Origin of the sequence: Pseudomonas fluorescens (assembly GCF_003732425.1) — a bacterium.
GTDB lineage: Bacteria > Pseudomonadota > Gammaproteobacteria > Pseudomonadales > Pseudomonadaceae > Aquipseudomonas > Aquipseudomonas fluorescens_BE.
In genome coordinates, this window is record NZ_MOBX01000015.1 from 666429 (window position 1) to 682999 (window position 16571).

The 16571-nt window shown below is 57.4% G+C and carries 18 protein-coding genes; 9 read left to right on the forward strand and 9 right to left on the reverse strand.

Going from position 1 to position 16571, the window contains the following annotated elements; all coding sequences use genetic code 11:
• Window positions 1-32 precede the first annotated feature (32 nt).
• Complete coding sequence (locus BK670_RS29710) at window positions 33-206, forward strand: PA3496 family putative envelope integrity protein (protein ID WP_185036823.1); 174 nt, start codon at window positions 33-35, stop codon at window positions 204-206.
• Between the two features lie 89 nt (window positions 207-295).
• Here the strand turns inward: BK670_RS29710 and BK670_RS25005 are convergent, their stop codons facing one another.
• Complete coding sequence (locus BK670_RS25005) at window positions 296-922, reverse strand: response regulator transcription factor (protein ID WP_095123262.1); 627 nt, start codon at window positions 920-922, stop codon at window positions 296-298.
• A gap of 506 nt (window positions 923-1428) precedes the next feature.
• Here BK670_RS25005 and BK670_RS25010 point away from each other — a divergent pair.
• Window positions 1429-2145, forward strand: coding sequence for a hypothetical protein (locus BK670_RS25010; protein ID WP_123453785.1), 717 nt, complete (start codon window positions 1429-1431; stop codon window positions 2143-2145).
• 131 nt (window positions 2146-2276) lie between these two features.
• Here the strand turns inward: BK670_RS25010 and BK670_RS25015 are convergent, their stop codons facing one another.
• Entirely contained in the window at window positions 2277-3494 is a 1218-nt protein-coding gene (locus tag BK670_RS25015; protein ID WP_007916658.1) for an argininosuccinate synthase, read from the reverse strand.
• Window positions 3495-3623: 129 nt separating this feature from the next.
• Window positions 3624-4532 (reverse strand): flagellar protein MotY, encoded by a 909-nt coding sequence (locus tag BK670_RS25020; RefSeq protein ID WP_123453787.1) that lies wholly within the window; start codon window positions 4530-4532, stop codon window positions 3624-3626.
• 160 nt (window positions 4533-4692) lie between these two features.
• Between BK670_RS25020 and pyrC the strand changes: the two genes are divergently transcribed.
• Both pyrC and rnt read left to right on the forward strand, forming a co-directional pair.
• The gene (pyrC, locus tag BK670_RS25025; protein ID WP_123453790.1) at window positions 4693-5739 is read left to right on the forward strand and encodes a dihydroorotase; all 1047 of its coding nucleotides are present in this window, start codon (window positions 4693-4695) and stop codon (window positions 5737-5739) included.
• Window positions 5736-6413 (forward strand): ribonuclease T, encoded by a 678-nt coding sequence (gene rnt, locus BK670_RS25030; RefSeq protein WP_007916667.1) that lies wholly within the window; start codon window positions 5736-5738, stop codon window positions 6411-6413. The genes pyrC and rnt overlap by 4 nt, the downstream gene beginning before the upstream one ends.
• Before the next feature lie 73 nt (window positions 6414-6486).
• Here the strand turns inward: rnt and BK670_RS25035 are convergent, their stop codons facing one another.
• Window positions 6487-7089 carry a peroxiredoxin gene (locus BK670_RS25035; RefSeq protein ID WP_003227723.1) on the reverse strand — a complete coding sequence of 201 codons (603 nt, stop codon included), beginning with the start codon at window positions 7087-7089 and terminating at the stop codon, window positions 6487-6489.
• Window positions 7090-7403: 314 nt separating this feature from the next.
• On the opposite strand from BK670_RS25035, the gene BK670_RS25040 reads away from it, so the two are divergent.
• Together BK670_RS25040 and bfr are read left to right on the forward strand one after the other, a co-directional pair.
• The gene (locus BK670_RS25040; RefSeq protein ID WP_093430580.1) at window positions 7404-7622 is read left to right on the forward strand and encodes a bacterioferritin-associated ferredoxin; all 219 of its coding nucleotides are present in this window, start codon (window positions 7404-7406) and stop codon (window positions 7620-7622) included.
• Between the two features lie 199 nt (window positions 7623-7821).
• Entirely contained in the window at window positions 7822-8295 is a 474-nt protein-coding gene (bfr, locus tag BK670_RS25045; RefSeq protein WP_007916671.1) for a bacterioferritin, read from the forward strand.
• 217 nt (window positions 8296-8512) lie between these two features.
• Here bfr and grxD read toward each other — a convergent pair whose 3' ends face one another.
• The 3 genes from grxD to BK670_RS25060 all read right to left on the reverse strand — a co-directional run bounded on the left by grxD (window position 8513) and on the right by BK670_RS25060 (window position 11482).
• Window positions 8513-8854, reverse strand: a complete 342-nt coding sequence (grxD, locus tag BK670_RS25050) for a Grx4 family monothiol glutaredoxin (protein ID WP_016773402.1) — start codon at window positions 8852-8854, stop codon at window positions 8513-8515.
• A 97-nt stretch (window positions 8855-8951) separates the two neighbouring features.
• Window positions 8952-11057, reverse strand: coding sequence for a molybdopterin oxidoreductase family protein (locus tag BK670_RS25055; protein ID WP_123453792.1), 2106 nt, complete (start codon window positions 11055-11057; stop codon window positions 8952-8954).
• 134 nt (window positions 11058-11191) lie between these two features.
• Window positions 11192-11482 (reverse strand): hypothetical protein, encoded by a 291-nt coding sequence (locus BK670_RS25060; RefSeq protein WP_123453794.1) that lies wholly within the window; start codon window positions 11480-11482, stop codon window positions 11192-11194.
• Between the two features lie 404 nt (window positions 11483-11886).
• On the opposite strand from BK670_RS25060, the gene argF reads away from it, so the two are divergent.
• Together argF and BK670_RS25070 are read left to right on the forward strand one after the other, a co-directional pair.
• A complete protein-coding gene (argF, locus tag BK670_RS25065) occupies window positions 11887-12807 on the forward strand; it encodes an ornithine carbamoyltransferase (protein ID WP_093430582.1) in 921 nt (306 codons plus the stop codon).
• Complete coding sequence (locus tag BK670_RS25070) at window positions 12804-13913, forward strand: ABC transporter ATP-binding protein (protein ID WP_123453796.1); 1110 nt, start codon at window positions 12804-12806, stop codon at window positions 13911-13913. The genes argF and BK670_RS25070 overlap by 4 nt, the downstream gene beginning before the upstream one ends.
• Window positions 13914-13991: 78 nt before the next feature.
• Here BK670_RS25070 and BK670_RS25075 read toward each other — a convergent pair whose 3' ends face one another.
• Entirely contained in the window at window positions 13992-14774 is a 783-nt protein-coding gene (locus BK670_RS25075; protein WP_123453798.1) for a PhzF family phenazine biosynthesis protein, read from the reverse strand.
• A gap of 95 nt (window positions 14775-14869) precedes the next feature.
• Window positions 14870-15340 (reverse strand): Cys-tRNA(Pro) deacylase, encoded by a 471-nt coding sequence (ybaK, locus tag BK670_RS25080; RefSeq protein ID WP_090285884.1) that lies wholly within the window; start codon window positions 15338-15340, stop codon window positions 14870-14872.
• A 362-nt stretch (window positions 15341-15702) separates the two neighbouring features.
• Here ybaK and BK670_RS25085 point away from each other — a divergent pair, with 362 nt between their 5' ends.
• Window positions 15703-16554 (forward strand): MIP/aquaporin family protein, encoded by an 852-nt coding sequence (locus BK670_RS25085; RefSeq protein WP_016986645.1) that lies wholly within the window; start codon window positions 15703-15705, stop codon window positions 16552-16554.
• Window positions 16555-16571: the final 17 nt, after the last annotated feature.

A 16571-nucleotide genomic window follows, 5' to 3' on the forward strand; every position in this document is an offset into this window, starting at 1 on the left:
CGCCAAAGGCAGCCTTAGCGCGAGAGTAATTTATGAGTACTGATAAAGAGGAAATGGAATTGGACGACGACACCACGGAGGCAGATGACGCCGAACCGGCGGTTGAAGTTGCCAAGACCAACCTGAGCAAGCGCCGCACCATCGACAACCTTCTTGAGGAGCGCCGACTGCAAAAGCAATTGGCCGATTACGACTTTGATCTTTGAAACTTGAAAGCCTCCCGAACCGGAGGCTTTTCACTTTTTGCAACTCACTGAATTCGATCGGCCCATGACCCCGTCAGCGACTGAAAGAATCAGACCAGCCCATTACGCTGCGCCAACTCGATCAGATCTACCAATGAGCGCGCATTAAGCTTCAGCAACAAACGGGTTTTGTAGGTGCTGACGGTCTTGTTGCTCAGGAACATGCCATCGGCGATTTCCTTGTTCGTCTTGCCCCGCGCCAACTGCTGCAACACCATCATTTCGCGCCCGGAAAGGCGATCCACCATATCGGCTTCACTGGCATTACCCAAACTGGTCCGCACTGTGTGTAGAGCCTGATTGGGAAAGTAACTGTAGCCGGACAACACCGCCTTGATCGCACTCAACAACTCGGTGAGATCCTGCTGTTTACAAACATAGCCGGCCGCCCCCGACTGCATGCAGCGCATCGAAAAGTGCCCTGGCGCCTGCGAGGTCAATACCAGGACTTTAATAGGCATGGTGGTCGAGGTCAGGCGGGCAATAACCTCAAGTCCGTCAAGTTTTGGTATTCCAATATCCAGAATGACAATATCCGGCATTTGTTCGCGAGCAAGTTGTAACGCATCCACACCATTATCAGTTTCTGCGATGACTTCGTAGCCATGACGTTCCATCAGCATACGTACCGCAAGACGAATGACAGGGTGATCATCCACGATCAGCACTTTATTCATGGGCAAGTCCAGTTTCGCTGTTCGAATTTTTAGAACACGCACAATAGCCCAGTCGCTTGCTCTAAGGCATGCCACGACTATCACCCACTGGCATCGAAAGACATACCCTACAGCCAATGCGGACTAATCCTACAAAAAAACCTCTACGCCTCTAATGTCCGACACTGCTCTCTCCCTCGCACAGGTCAATATTTCTCTTTTCGATTTTTTACAGGCTACGCCTGACAGCGTAAAAATGGTGATTCGCCGTCGATCCCGTCACGCCTGAACGGCGCGCCCTTCGCCACGACGCACCATTGCTGACATTGAATAAAAATGGCAACAACCAGCAAATTACTGCCATACCCACGCTATACCCTCGAACAGATCTTAAACACTTGAAACAAGATATTTATTCCCGGGCAAATATTTTTCCTATAAATATAAACATTCACAACCCACCCAATAACAACTCAACTTGCATAAAGTCGCCCACTATGAGAAAGACCAAACAAAAGAACTCAAACATGCTGAAAATAAAAAGCAAAATAACCAACCCAATGACAGTCATTGCAATATTTGCCGCTATTTCGGAGACCTCCGCCGCGGTCTCCCTGCCATTTCTGGATAATGCGGACAGGGAAATTTATGTGTGGTTCCTGATCAGTTTTCCGTTCTACTTGTTATTCCTTTTCTTTATAACCTTGAATTTTAACTATCGTTCTCTCTATTCACCCTCCGACTTCGGCAAAGACAAGAACTTTCTAAAAGTAATCGACAACAATAACCGTGAAAACAAACGAAACACCCCAATGCAGGCATCAACTTCAAAAGGTGCATTTGGATTATCAAGTTGTATCGTGTCGAGCGAGTCAGGAACAGTCGAATGCAAAGAGGCGTGCAAAGTCCACAATGCGCCCGATCCACCTTCGGAGATCATGACAAATACGGGCTTGATTGTTCAGCACAACATTCAGTTGCCCGCATGGGTCAGCGTCCTGCATCTCGTTGACGCAAGAGATGTTGATGCTGCAAAAGAATTAACCACGATTCTGGAGAACATCCGAAGTATCGACAGGAAAACTGCCCGGGTGATCGTATTTCTCTCCAATCATGTCTCGGATGTTCTGCTGACGCAGCACGCACTGCTGCAGATTACGCAAGTCAAGAGAGGCTCAGGAAAAACGCTTTGTATTGTTTATAACCTGTGCTCGCAAGCAGTAACGCTGTTGGGCCGGGCTTGAAAGATGCGCCGGTGCCACCAACGCGCAGGCCAGAAACATGCCTCAATCAGACGCAGACAAAGAATTAAGCAAAAAGGGCGCCCTTGTGATGACAAGGACGCCCTTTTCATTGCGCGGTGTTCTTGGAACGCTTAGAACAGCTTGCGACCCTTGTTGGCAGCGATGCGCATGCGTAGCGCATTGAGCTTGATGAAGCCCGCTGCGTCGGCCTGGTTGTAAGCGCCACCATCTTCTTCGAAGGTCGCGATGTTGGAATCGAACAGCGAATCGTCGGACTTGCGGCCGGTAACGATCACGTTGCCTTTGTACAACTTCAAGCGCACAACGCCGTTCACGTTGACCTGCGAAGCGTCGATCATCTGCTGCAGCATCAGACGCTCTGGGCTCCACCAGTAACCGGTGTAGATCAGGCTGGCATATTTCGGCATCAGCTCGTCTTTGAGGTGAGCGACTTCGCGGTCCAGGGTGATCGATTCAATAGCGCGGTGAGCGCGCAGCATGATGGTGCCGCCTGGGGTTTCGTAGCAGCCACGGGACTTCATGCCGACGTAACGGTTCTCGACGATGTCGAGACGGCCGATACCGTGAGCGCCACCGATCTTGTTCAGCGTCGCCAGTACGGTGGCCGGAGTCATTTCGACGCCGTCCAGTGCAACGATGTCGCCGTTGCGGTAGGTCAGCTCAAGGTACTGCGCTTTGTCAGGAGCGTTCTCCGGGGAGACGGTCCATTTCCACATGTCTTCTTCGTGCTCGGTCCAGGTGTCTTCCAGCACGCCGCCTTCATAGGAGATGTGCAGCAGGTTGGCGTCCATCGAGTACGGGGATTTCTTCTTGCCGTGACGCTCGATCGGGATCGCGTGCTTCTCGGCGTAGTCCATCAGTTTCTCGCGGGACAGCAGGTCCCACTCACGCCATGGCGCGATCACTTTCACGCCTGGCTTGAGCGCGTAGGCGCCCAGTTCGAAACGCACCTGGTCGTTACCCTTGCCGGTGGCGCCATGGGAAATGGCGTCAGCGCCGGTTTCGTTGGCGATTTCGATCAGACGTTTGGCGATCAGCGGACGTGCGATGGAAGTACCCAACAGGTACTCACCTTCGTAAACGGTGTTGGCGCGGAACATCGGGAACACGAAATCACGCACGAATTCTTCGCGCAGGTCGTCGATGTAGATTTCTTTGACGCCCATGGCCTGAGCCTTGGCGCGGGCCGGCTCGACCTCTTCGCCTTGACCGAGATCAGCGGTGAAGGTCACCACTTCACAGTTATAAGTATCCTGCAGCCACTTGAGGATCACCGAAGTGTCCAGGCCGCCGGAATACGCCAGAACGACCTTGTTTACGTCCGCCATGCCATCACTCCACGGGGTTCTACGGAAAGCCGAGGAGTCTACCGCTCAAACGCGATAATTTACAGAGGCGCGACAGCTTAAGACGACAAAGCGACAGAATCTGTCGAGAGCGCGACGATGACCCGCGGGTCAGGAAGTCGCCGCGGTGCTGGCTGGCGTGCTCGCTTGTGGTGCCGGAGCCGTGGCTGGCGCCACGCGCGCCAGTTTGACATTGACCCGACGGTTCTTCGCCCGATTGGCCGCATTGGTGTTCGGCACGATCGGATATTGCTCGCCATGGAACCGCACGGTGATCTGCGATTCCTGAATGCCATTGGCCTTAAAGAAGTCGACCACCGCCAGCGCTCGACGACGTGACAATTCACGGTTGGTCAGGCGATTGCCGCTGTTGTCGGAATGGCCGTCGAGCTCGATGTGATTGACCGTCGGATCGGCCTTCATGAATTCGAGCATCACTTGCAGCTTGGCCTTGGCGGCAGGATCTAGGTCAACGCCTTCGCCGGGAAAACCGATCTGCGACTGCTTGATCTGGTCGAAATTCTGCGGCAGTAATTTCGCCACACACGTCTGGTAATCGTTGAACGCCTTGCTGAACTTGACCGGCAACAGGCGCACTTCCGAGACTCGGCCATCGCCAGACGCGCGGCGCACCACCGGGCTGCGACCGTCCAGCAGACCACTGATCAGACCGCCAGCCTGGGATTGCGAACTGTTGAACAAGACATTGCCGCTGCCGAGTCTCACTGAGCCCAGGTTGATGTCACCACGGCCCGGCTGCCAAGGCGCAGCCGCCGCCAGCAAAGTCGCTGAACCGCCGCCGAGCATGGCGTTGTAGGCATTCAGACGAAATATCGCCTGCTCGCCCGCCTTGCGCACGAACTCACCCGAGCCGAAATCCGTGATCGGCTGGGTCAGACGACATTCGAACTTGTCGCCGGCGACCGTCCACTCAATGTTCTCCAGACGGGTCTGGTACGTGAGCGCCATCGCCGGAAGGCTGGCAAACACACTGAGCAAGGCTAAATAACGCTGGCGCACGGGAGGCTCCATTGGCTTCTGAAACACAAAGACCGATTCACACTATGTTTACGGCATACCTACGGGATATCGGAAGGTTCCCGCAAAACTTGATAGCGAGTGCCTGCAAGAGTCTTTTCCGGTAGCATTCGCCTCAGTTTGACCCGCCTGGAATCCCCTCATGTCCGACCGCCTGACCCTGCTGCGTCCCGACGACTGGCACATTCATCTTCGCGATGGTGCCGTGTTGCCCAATACCGTTGCCGATGTTGCGCGCACCTTTGGCCGCGCCATTATCATGCCCAACCTGGTACCTCCGGTGCGCAACGCCGCTGAAGCCGACGGCTATCGCCAGCGGATTCTGGCTGCCCGCCCGGCCGGCAGTCGCTTTGAGCCGCTGATGGTGCTGTACCTCACCGACCGTACCCAGCCCGAAGAAATTCGTGAAGCCAAGGCCAGCGGTTTCGTACACGCCGCCAAGTTGTACCCGGCCGGTGCGACCACCAACTCCGATTCCGGTGTGACCAGCATCGACAAGATCTTCCCGGCGCTGGAAGCCATGGCCGAAGTCGGCATGCCGCTGCTGATCCACGGTGAAGTCACCCGTGGCGACGTCGATGTGTTCGACCGCGAAAAGATTTTCATCGATGAGCACATGCGTCGTGTGGTCGAGCGTTTCCCGACGCTGAAAGTGGTGTTTGAACACATCACCACCGCCGACGCCGTGCAGTTCGTCAACGAGGCTTCGGCCAATGTTGGTGCAACGATCACCGCGCATCACCTGCTGTACAACCGCAACCACATGCTGGTGGGCGGGATTCGGCCGCACTTCTATTGCCTGCCGATCCTCAAGCGCAATACGCACCAGGAAGCCCTGCTCGACGCCGCCACCAGTGGCAGCGCGAAGTTCTTCCTCGGCACCGACTCGGCGCCGCACGCTCAGCACGCCAAGGAAGCTGCTTGCGGCTGTGCCGGCTGCTACACCGCGTACGCCGCCATCGAGCTGTATGCCGAAGCCTTCGAACAGCGCAACGCGCTGGACAAACTCGAAGCCTTTGCCAGCCTCAATGGGCCGGCCTTCTACGGCCTGCCGGCGAATACCGATCGCATCACCCTGGTTCGTGAAGAATGGACCGCCCCGACCAGCCTGCCGTTTGGCGAGCTGACCGTTATCCCGCTGCGCGCCGGTGAAAAACTGCGCTGGCGCCTGCTGGAGGAACACGCGTGAGTGAAGACCATTTCGACGACGAACTGGACGGTCAAAGTGGTGGTGGCGGTTCCCGTCACCCGATGGCAGCACGCTTTCGCGGCTACCTGCCGGTTGTCGTTGACGTAGAGACCGGTGGCTTCAACTCGGCCACCGACGCTCTGCTGGAGATTGCTGCGACTACCATCGCCATGGATGAAAAGGGTTTTGTTTACCCGGACCACACCTACTTCTTCCGCGTTGAGCCGTTCGAAGGCGCCAACATTGAAGCGGCGGCGCTGGAGTTCACCGGGATCAAGCTCGATCACCCGCTGCGCATGGCAGTGAGCGAAGAAACCGCTCTGACCGACATCTTCCGGGGCATCCGCAAGGCGCTGAAGGCCAATGGCTGCAAGCGCGCGATTCTGGTCGGCCACAACAGCAGCTTCGATCTTGGCTTCCTGAACGCGGCCGTTGCGCGTCTGGACATGAAACGCAACCCGTTCCACCCGTTCTCCAGCTTCGACACCGCGACGCTGGCCGGTCTGGCGTACGGTCAAACCGTACTGGCGAAAGCCTGTCAGGCTGCCGACATCGATTTCGACGGCCGTGAAGCGCACTCGGCGCGTTACGACACCGAGAAAACCGCTGAGCTGTTCTGTGGCATCGTCAACCGCTGGAAACAGATGGGCGGCTGGGAAGACTTCGACGACTGATCGTCCTGGTTTCAACCGCGCATAAAAAAACCGGCCACGTGGGCCGGTTTTTTTTGTACCTCGACGTTGCGCCTTACAGGGCAGCAGCGTTCTCGGTCAGGTAAGCCGCAACGCCTTCTGGCGAAGCGTTCATGCCTTTGTCGCCTTTCTTCCAGTTGGCAGGGCAGACTTCGCCGTGCTCTTCGTGGAATTGCAGAGCGTCGACCAGACGGATCAGCTCTTCCATGTTACGGCCCAGCGGCAGGTCGTTGATGATCTGCGAACGAACCACGCCTTTGTCGTCGATCAGGAACGCGCCACGGAAAGCCACGCCGCCTTCAGACTCAACGTCGTAAGCCTTGGCGATGTCGTGCTTCATGTCGGCAGCCATGGTGTATTTCACCTGGCCGATGCCGCCATTGTTCACTGGGGTGTTGCGCCAGGCGTTGTGAGTGAAGTGCGAGTCGATCGATACAGCGATCACTTCAACGTTGCGTGCCTTGAAGTCAGCCATGCGGTTGTCCAGCGCGATCAGCTCGGACGGGCAGACGAAGGTGAAGTCCAGTGGGTAGAAGAACACCAGGCCGTATTTGCCTTTGATGGCCGAGGACAGGGTGAAGCTGTCAACGATCTCGCCATTGCCGAGTACGGCCGGGACGGTGAAGTCAGGGGCTTGTTTGCCTACGAGTACGCTCATTGATATCTCCTGGTGTAAAAACTTGAAGTTCAGGGTCCGCGCCAGCCTGCCACCCTCAAGCGACAGCCCTGTGACACGAACCCCCTTCGCAAGGGCCGACCATCATACACTGCGAATTTGGCCTGTCCTTAACGGTTTTTCAAAGCAGGCGCAGAACGGCGCTGCATTTACGGGGCCAGGCAAATCGCCAGCAAATACCGTTCGTCAGTCACGGCTGAGAATCCGCAGAAGCCTTCCGAAAGCACTTTGACAATCATTCTCGTTAACATTAAGATCCATCGCAATTGAGTCACAACCAGCGACGGTTCTCACTTATGTATGTTTGTCTCTGCACTGGCGTCACCGACGGACAGATCCGCGATGCGATCTATGAAGGTTGCTGCAGCTATAAAGAAGTCCGCCAGGCCACCGGCGTCGCCAGCCAATGCGGCAAATGTGCGTGCCTTGCAAAGGAAGTCGTTCGCGAAACCCTGACAAAGCTGCAAACCGCTCAGGCTGCGATCCCCTATCCTGTAGAATTTACCGCCGCTTGATTGCCCCCATTTCAAAGAACCGGACTTATGTCCGGTTTTTTTATGCCTGAAAATCAATTGCTTAGCGTTCAGACGCGGAACACAAACATTCTTATTCCGATTAATTTTCATATATTATTCAATAACTTAGGTTTGACACTTATAAGTACGAAGCTCAAACTCCCCGTATATACAGTTAATACAGGGCAGGACTCCGATCATGAAAGGCGACATTACAGTCATCCAGCATCTCAACAAGATCCTTGCCAATGAGCTGGTCGCGATCAATCAGTACTTCCTGCATGCCCGCATGTATGAAGATTGGGGCCTGAACAAGCTCGGCAAGCACGAGTACAAAGAATCCATCGACGAGATGAAACACGCGGACAAGCTAATCAAGCGCATCCTGTTCCTCGAAGGCCTGCCAAATGTGCAGGACCTCGGCAAGCTGCACATCGGCGAGCACACCAAGGAAATGCTGGAGTGCGACCTGCGCATCGAGAAGACCGGCCATGCTGACCTGAAGACCGCGATCGCCCATTGCGAAACCGTTGGCGACTTTGGCAGTCGTGAACTGCTCGAAGATATCCTCGAATCCGAGGAAGAACATATCGACTGGCTGGAAACCCAACTGGGCCTGATCGATAAAGTCGGCCTTGAGAATTATCTGCAGTCGCAGATGGGCGAAGAGTAGGAGGTGCTGCAGGCGGCGATCTCTTTCGATTGCACCGGCACCTTGCAGTAACTTTTTCGAACGCACTAAAAAGCCCCGCCCTCTTTCGAGTGGCGGGGCTTTTTATTGGCTGAAGATCAAAGGATCGCAGCCTCGTTTCACTCGACAGCTCCTACAGGAGAAGCCGGTGTCGCATGAATACGACGAGGGAGCGGGCAGGCTCGCTCCCTCAGTCCAATCAGGCTTCGGACTTGTTCGCAGCGGCGGCTTCAACAGCTGCCTTGATGGTGCTTTGCAGCGAACCGTCTGCAGCCATCTCGGTCATGATGTCGCTACCGCCGACCAGTTCACCGCCGACCCACAGTTGCGGGAAAGTCGGCCAGTTGGCGTACTTCGGCAGGTTGGCGCGGATTTCCGGGTTCTGCAGGATGTCCACGTACGCAAACTTTTCGCCACAAGCCATCACAGCCTGCGCAGCTTTCGCAGAGAAGCCACACTGTGGGGCATTCGGCGAGCCTTTCATGTAAAGCAGAATGGTGTTGTTGGCAATCTGCTCTTTAATCGTTTCGATGATATCCATGGAGCACCTCGGCTGAACTTTCCGACTCATGGGTCGGCACGGTGACGCATTGTAACGGAATCCCGAGCGCCATGCTCGGTCTCCCCGACGGTCACGTTCAGGCCGCCGCCACCGTCACCGGCACGCCATTAAGCGCGGCGTTACCCGACAGTTCATCAAGCTGACATTCATCGGTCAGATCGTTTGCGCTCGACCCCGGCTGACTACTGGCTATCGCCATTTGCACGCCCGGCCGCGCATGCCCCCAGCCGTGCGGCAGGCTGACCACACCTTTCATCATGTCCAGACTGCCGAGCACTTCCACCTCGATCTGCCCGACCCGCGAACTGACGCGCACCAACTGCCCATCGTTGAGGCCACGACTGGCGAGGTCATCCGGATGCATCAGCAACTGATGGCGCGGCTTGCCCTTCACCAGACGGTGATAGTTGTGCATCCACGAATTGTTGCTGCGCACATGACGGCGGCCAATCATCAACAGCTCATCGGCGGCCGGTGCCTGCAATGCGGCAAAGCGTGCGAGGTCAGCAAGGATCTCTGGCGGAGCAGCCTGCACACGTTGATTCGGCGTTTTCAGACGCGCAGCCAGATTCGGCTTCAACGCGCCCAGATCAATCCCGTGGGGATGATCGAACAACGTCGCCAACGAAAGTTTTTGCTCGGACGCGTCACCGTACAGGCCCATGCGCAGGCCCATGTCGATCATCTTCGCCGGTGGCATGGTCGGTTTCAGTTCCTTGCCAGTCTTCTCGGCAAAAGCCTTGGCCAGGCCCACAAAGATCTCCCAGTCATGCAAAGCGCCCTCGGGTTTGGCGAGGATCGCGCGGTTGAAGCGGGTGACGTTGCGCACCGCGAACAGGTTGAACGTGGTGTCGTAGTGATCATTTTCCAGCGCCGAGGTCGACGGCAGGATCAGGTCGGCATAGCGTGTGGTTTCGTTGATGTACAGGTCGATGCTGACCATGAACTCCAGGCCATCCAGCGCCTGCTCCAGTTGCCGCCCGTTCGGCGTCGACAACACTGGATTACCGGCGACGGTGATCAGCGCACGAATCTGGCCCTCGCCTTCAGTGAGCATCTCTTCGGCCAGGGCCGAGACCGGCAACTCACCACCGTATTCAGGACGTCCGGAAACGCGACTCTGCCATTTATTGAAATGCCCGCCCGAGGTAGACGCCACCAGATCCACAGCGGGTTCGGTGCACAGCGCACCGCCGACGCGATCGAGATTGCCGGTGACCAGATTGATCAACTGCACCACCCAGTGGCACAAGGTGCCGAAGGCCTGCGTCGAAACGCCCATGCGCCCGTAGCACACGGCACTCCGCGCGGCGGCGAAATCCCGGGCCAGTTGGCGGATCTGCTCGGCAGGCACCGCACACAACGGGCTCATGGCTTCAGCGGTAAACGCGGCGACGGCCGCGCGCACGTCATCCAGCCCATCGACCGGCAAATGACTTTCGCGGGTCAAGCCTTCGCTAAACAGGGTGTTGAGCACGCCAAACAACAGCGCCGCATCGCCACCCGGACGCACGAACAAATGCTGATCAGCCATTGCCGCTGTCTCGCTGCGCCGTGGATCAACCACCACGACTTTGCCGCCCCGCGCCTGAATCGCTTTCAAACGTTTCTCGACATCCGGCACGGTCATGATGCTGCCGTTGGACGCCAGCGGATTACCGCCGAGAATCAGCATAAAGTCGGTGTGATCGATATCTGGAATCGGCAACAGCAAACCATGGCCGTACATCAGATAACTGCTCAGATGATGCGGCAACTGATCGACCGAAGTCGCCGAATAGCGATTGCGCGTCTTCAGCAACCCCAGGAAATAATTGCTGTGGGTCATCAGCCCGTAGTTATGCACGCTCGGGTTGCCTTGATAGACCGCAACGGCGTTCTGGCCATGGCGCTCCTGAATCGCCGCCAATTTCTCGGCCACCAGCGCAAAAGCCTCGTCCCACTCGATCGGCAGCCATTCGCTGCCAACGCGGCGCATCGGCTGGCGCAGGCGATCCGGATCGTTCTGAATGTCTTGCAGGGCTACGGCCTTGGGGCAGATGTGGCCACGGCTGAAGGTGTCGAGGGCGTCACCCTTGATCGAGGTGATCGCGACGTTGCCCTCGGTTTCGGTGGTCTCGATGGTCAGCCCGCAAATGGCTTCACACAGATGGCAGGCACGGTGATGGAGAGTCTTGGTCATGGCCAGTCTCTGTCTTGTTCTGGGCAGGCAATCAGGCCCGCGGGAACAAAACTATGGCCCGAGAGAGGAAGCGGCGCCAGCGACGTTCGTCTTGTGAATCGACGGTTATCAGGCGAGCCGATAAACCGCCATGATCAGCTCGACGGCAGCTGCGGCGGCGCGGCCAGCTGAATTTCCTGGATGGTTTCGATCTGCTCGTGGGCGACGTGCACACCGGTGAGTTCGCCGATCAATCGCCAGTGTTCGTCGAGACCGGTACTGATGGTCGCCATGCGATCGATCATGTGGCGGCCGGCGCTCTTCACCACCTCGTCTTCACTGCGCAGCAGTTCAAAAGACATCGAAGTGACCGACGCGGTGAGATGGGTCAGTGAGCGAGCCGTGTGGCCCAGCAGTTCCATTAACAGTTTTTCTTTCGATTCCATGCGGAGGCTTCCTGCGTCGCTCGAAACTTATTTATAACCCAGCACTTTGCTTTAGCAAATGTTTCAGCCCGAGCATCCGACCAAGTGATGGCATGGCGCCACGGTCGTAAACCGACCCAAGCGACGCGATCCCCGCCACGGCGCATTGCCAAGCCAGGCGAGGCCAGTGTACAAAGAGGCTCGCTGCTGTCCTGAACCCGGCTTCAAATGCGCCACTGCAACAGCCAGTGCGCCCTCCGAAACCCGCAAAAACCGTAGCCTATTGGAAAAACGCGACATTTAGTGTCAATATCGCGCCTTCCCCTATTTCGTCGCCCCGTGCGGCTTACGCCGCAGGTCTCGCCCGTTGTTCCGTTAAACAAGGCTTTGAGCATCTGCGGTCTGTAGCAAAAAGGTAGTCAATGATGAGCGCAAGGCACTTTCTCTCCCTGATGGATTGCACGCCCGAAGAGCTGGTCAGCGTGATCCGTCGAGGCGTTGAGCTCAAGGACCTGCGTAACCGCGGCGTACTGTTCGAGCCTCTGAAAAACCGTGTTCTGGGGATGATCTTCGAGAAATCCTCGACCCGGACCCGCATCTCGTTCGAGGCCGGCATGATCCAGCTCGGCGGCCAGGCCATCTTCCTGTCCCCGCGTGATACCCAACTGGGCCGTGGCGAGCCGATCGGCGACTGCGCCATCGTCATGTCGAGCATGCTCGATGCGGTGATGATCCGTACCTTTGCCCACAGCACCCTGACCGAATTCGCCGCCAACTCGCGTGTGCCGGTGATCAACGGCCTGTCCGATGACCTGCACCCGTGCCAGTTGCTGGCCGACATGCAGACGTTCCTTGAGCACCGTGGCTCGATCCAGGGCAAGACCGTGGCCTGGATCGGTGACGGCAACAACATGTGCAACAGCTATATAGAAGCGGCGATCCAGTTCGACTTCCAGTTGCGCGTTGCCTGCCCGGAAGGCTACGAGCCGAACCCTGAGTTCGTGGCCAGGGCCGGTGATCGCGTGACCATCGTCCGCGATCCGCAAGACGCCGTGCGCGGCGCGCATCTGGTGAGTACCGACGTCTGGACTTCGATGGGTCAGGAGGAGGAAACTGCCAAGCGCCTCAAGCTGTTCGCGCCGTTCCAGGTCAACCGTGCCCTGCTCGACCTCGCTGCCGAGGACGTGCTGTTCATGCATTGCCTGCCGGCGCACCGTGGCGAAGAAATCAGCCTCGACCTGCTTGACGACCCACGCTCCGTCGCCTGGGATCAGGCAGAAAACCGTCTCCACGCACAGAAGGCCCTGCTCGAGTTCCTCGTCGAACCGGCATATCACCACGCATGAGCCATGAATTACTGCTGAACCTGCGCAACCTCGCTTGCGGCTATCAAGATCAACGTGTGGTGCAGAACCTCAATCTGCACCTCAACGCCGGTGACATCGGCTGCCTGCTCGGCTCGTCCGGCTGCGGCAAGACCACCACCCTGCGCGCCATTGCCGGATTTGAACCGGTGCACGAAGGTGAAATCACCCTCGGAGGCGAGACCCTTTCCAGCGCCGGTTTCACCCTGGCCCCGGAAAAACGCCGGATCGGCATGGTGTTCCAGGACTACGCACTGTTCCCGCACCTGAGCGTGGCCGACAACATCGCCTTCGGCATCCGCAAGCATCCGCAGAAGGATCGCGTGACCGAAGAGTTGCTCGAACTGGTCAACCTGAAGAACCTCGGCAAGCGCTTCCCGCACGAGCTGTCCGGCGGCCAGCAACAGCGCGTCGCCCTCGCCCGCGCCTTGGCGCCGGAGCCGCAGTTGCTGCTGCTCGATGAGCCGTTCTCCAACCTCGATGGCGAACTGCGCCGCAAGCTCAGCCATGAAGTGCGCGACATCCTCAAATTCCGTGGCACCAGCGCGATTCTGGTGACCCACGATCAGGAAGAAGCCTTCGCCGTCAGCGATCACGTTGGCGTGTTCAAGGAAGGTCGACTGGAACAGTGGGATACGCCGTACAACCTCTATCACGAGCCAGCAACGCCTTATGTGGCCAGCTTCATCGGTCAGGGTTACTTCATTCGTGGTCAGCTCGGCAGCCCGGAATCGGTGCAGACCGAACTGGGTGAGCTGCGCGGCAATCGGGCGTATACGTGGCCGATTGGCGGAGCGGTGGATGTGTTGCTGCGCCCGGACGACATTGTTTACGCGCCGGACAGTGCGTTGAAAGCACAGATTGTCGGCAAGACGTTCCTCGGCGCTTCGACGCTGTATCGCCTGCAACTGCCGACGGGTGCGCAGCTGGAATCGATTTTCCCCAGCCATGCGGATCATCAGGTGGGTGCAGAGGTGGGGATTCGTGTTGCCGCTGAGCATCTGGTCTTGTTCCAGGCTTCCGGCAGCACCGCCGCACAAATCCCGGCATTAGAAAACGGCGTCCGCCGCTACAGCACCGCGCTTTAAAGATCAAAAGATCGCAGCCTTCGGCAGCTCCTACAGGGATCAATGCAGGAGCTGCCGAAGGCTGCGATCTTTTAGCTTTTAACCGAGGATAAGGGTACCGCTGGCAACCAGCGTCGCATTGCCGCCAATCTTCACCCGCTCACCTTCCAACCGGCAGTACAACTCCCCGCCCCGCGCCGAACGCTGGCACGCGGTCAGGCTCGACTTGCCCAGACGTTTGGACCAATAGGGAATCAGGCTGCAATGCGTCGAGCCGGTCACCGGGTCTTCATTGATGCCGATCGCCGGGGCGAAATAACGCGAGACAAAGTCGTGCTGATCGCCGCGCGCGGTGACGATCGCGCCCAGCCACGGCAGTTTGGCCAGCGCAACCATATCCGGTTTGCAATCGAGTACTGCCTGCTCCGATTCCAGCACTACAAACAGTTCGTTTGAGCCGAGCACATCAACGGCTTCAACACCCAGCGCCCGCTCGACATCCAGGGTTACACCAATCTCTGACGGCACGATCGACGGGAAGTCCAGCCACAGGCGGCCCTCTTCACGGCTGACGCTCAACGGCCCGGACTGGCTGGTGAAGTCGATACGCTCAGCGCTTTCCTTGTAGATCTCGAACAGCACATAAGCACTGGCCAACGTTGCGTGCCCACACAACGGTACTTCAGTGGTCGGGGTAAACCAGCGGATATGCCAGGCCTGACCTTCGCGCACCAGAAACGCGGTTTCCGCCAGATTATGTTCGGCGGCGATCTTCTGCATCAGCTCATCCGCGAGCCATGCCTCCAGCCGATAAACCATTGCCGGGTTACCACTGAACGGCCGATCACTGAACGCGTCAACTTGATGAAACTCGAGCTGCATAACTTTCTCCCTAAGTCAGTCGGCAGAGCATGCAGCGACGCTGCGATCAGCGCCAGTGACAGAACCGGTCAATTTTCTACATACAGCAATAACGGCTAAGGACGACCGATGTCGGCAAATTTCGCTTGGGTGTGTTCGGCAAGCACGGCAGGTGCCAATTCGACTTCCAGGCCACGCCGGCCGGCGCTGACGTAAATAGTCGCAAACCCCTGAGCCGAGTTGTCGATGAAGGTGCGCAGGCGTTTTTTCTGTCCCAATGGGCTGATGCCACCCAGCAGATAACCGGTGGAGCGCTGGGCGGCTGCCGGGTCAGCCATTTCGACTTTTTTCACGCCCGCGGCATGCGCCAGACCTTTGAGGTCGAGGCTTCCGACGACCGGCACCACCGCCACCAGCAACTCACCTTTTTCGCTGGCTGCCAGCAGGGTTTTAAACACCTGCGCTGGCTCAAGCGCGAGTTTCTCTGCGGCCTCCAGGCCATAGGACGCGGCCTTCGGGTCATGTTCGTAACTGTGCACGCGATGTTCGGCACGAACTTTTTTCAACAAGTCCAACGCAGGGGTCATGGCAGCTCCAGGCTTGGCAATGGCAAAAAATTCTTTCGCCGGATTCTAGGTGATTGGCCTCCAAAAGGCTCTATCCCAAGCCGCGATTCCCGTGGCTTGCAGGTAATCCGCAGACGCTGTCGCGCCTCGACCACACGGGATCATTCACACGGCGAATAGTTTTATTGTGACCGATGGTTCACTTTCGACCTTTGACAGGTTTGTTTCTTGTCTATATTTTTTCGAAACTGAATAATGTAAGAATTATCATCATCGCGGCACCCAGCAGTAAACCGAGAACGGAATGGGGATTCCTACTCGGGGAAAATCGCGCCTTGCCCTGTCGGCAACGCGCCAGACAACAACAAAAAACGAGGTTTTCAATGACAACTGCTTTACAGCAACCAACGCTCTCGAGCCAATGCATGGCCGAGTTTCTGGGTACTGCCCTACTGATCTTTTTCGGCACTGGTTGTGTCGCCGCGCTCAAAGTCGCGGGCGCCAGCTTCGGCCTGTGGGAAATCAGTATTATCTGGGGCGTCGGCGTGAGCATGGCGATCTACCTCACTGCCGGTGTTTCCGGCGCACACCTGAACCCGGCCGTGAGCATCGCCCTGGCGATCTTCGCCGACTTCGAAAAGCGCAAACTGCCGTTCTATATCCTTGCCCAGATCGCCGGCGCCTTCTGCGGCGCGCTGTTGGTTTACACGCTGTACAGCAATCTGTTCTTCGATTACGAACAAACCCACCAAATGGTTCGCGGCTCGGCCGCCAGCCTTGAATTGGCCTCGGTGTTCTCGACCTTCCCGAACCCGGTGCTGTCCACCGCTCAGGCATTCCTGGTCGAGATGATCATTACCGCGATCCTGATGGGCGTGATCATGTCGCTGACCGACGACAACAACGGCCTGCCGAAAGGCCCGCTGGCACCGCTGCTGATCGGCTTGCTGATCGCGGTGATCGGCAGTTCGATGGGGCCGTTGACCGGTTTCGCGATGAACCCGGCGCGTGACTTCGGTCCGAAACTGATGACTTTCTTCGCCGGCTGGGGTGAAATTTCCTTCACTGGCGGCCGCGATATTCCGTACTTCCTGATTCCGATTTTTGCACCGATTGTCGGTGCCTGCCTCGGCGCTGCCGGGTACCGCGGGCTCATTGCCCGTCACCTGACCGGCGCCACACCTGCTACAAAGGATGCAGAACCGGCCATTGACGGCAAACCAAGAACTTCTTGAAACAGTCGGCGCGGGTT

Coding starts and splice junctions, on each gene's coding strand:
- BK670_RS29710 (WP_185036823.1), top strand. CDS start 33: ATGAGTACTGATAAAGAGGAAATGGAATTGGACGACGACACCACGGAG.
- BK670_RS25005 (WP_095123262.1), bottom strand. CDS start 922: ATGAATAAAGTGCTGATCGTGGATGATCACCCTGTCATTCGTCTTGCG.
- BK670_RS25010 (WP_123453785.1), top strand. CDS start 1,429: ATGCTGAAAATAAAAAGCAAAATAACCAACCCAATGACAGTCATTGCA.
- BK670_RS25015 (WP_007916658.1), bottom strand. CDS start 3,494: ATGGCGGACGTAAACAAGGTCGTTCTGGCGTATTCCGGCGGCCTGGAC.
- pyrC (WP_123453790.1), top strand. CDS start 4,693: ATGTCCGACCGCCTGACCCTGCTGCGTCCCGACGACTGGCACATTCAT.
- BK670_RS25035 (WP_003227723.1), bottom strand. CDS start 7,089: ATGAGCGTACTCGTAGGCAAACAAGCCCCTGACTTCACCGTCCCGGCC.
- BK670_RS25040 (WP_093430580.1), top strand. CDS start 7,404: ATGTATGTTTGTCTCTGCACTGGCGTCACCGACGGACAGATCCGCGAT.
- bfr (WP_007916671.1), top strand. CDS start 7,822: ATGAAAGGCGACATTACAGTCATCCAGCATCTCAACAAGATCCTTGCC.
- grxD (WP_016773402.1), bottom strand. CDS start 8,854: ATGGATATCATCGAAACGATTAAAGAGCAGATTGCCAACAACACCATT.
- BK670_RS25055 (WP_123453792.1), bottom strand. CDS start 11,057: ATGACCAAGACTCTCCATCACCGTGCCTGCCATCTGTGTGAAGCCATT.
- BK670_RS25060 (WP_123453794.1), bottom strand. CDS start 11,482: ATGGAATCGAAAGAAAAACTGTTAATGGAACTGCTGGGCCACACGGCT.
- argF (WP_093430582.1), top strand. CDS start 11,887: ATGAGCGCAAGGCACTTTCTCTCCCTGATGGATTGCACGCCCGAAGAG.
- BK670_RS25070 (WP_123453796.1), top strand. CDS start 12,804: ATGAGCCATGAATTACTGCTGAACCTGCGCAACCTCGCTTGCGGCTAT.
- BK670_RS25075 (WP_123453798.1), bottom strand. CDS start 14,774: ATGCAGCTCGAGTTTCATCAAGTTGACGCGTTCAGTGATCGGCCGTTC.
- ybaK (WP_090285884.1), bottom strand. CDS start 15,340: ATGACCCCTGCGTTGGACTTGTTGAAAAAAGTTCGTGCCGAACATCGC.
- BK670_RS25085 (WP_016986645.1), top strand. CDS start 15,703: ATGACAACTGCTTTACAGCAACCAACGCTCTCGAGCCAATGCATGGCC.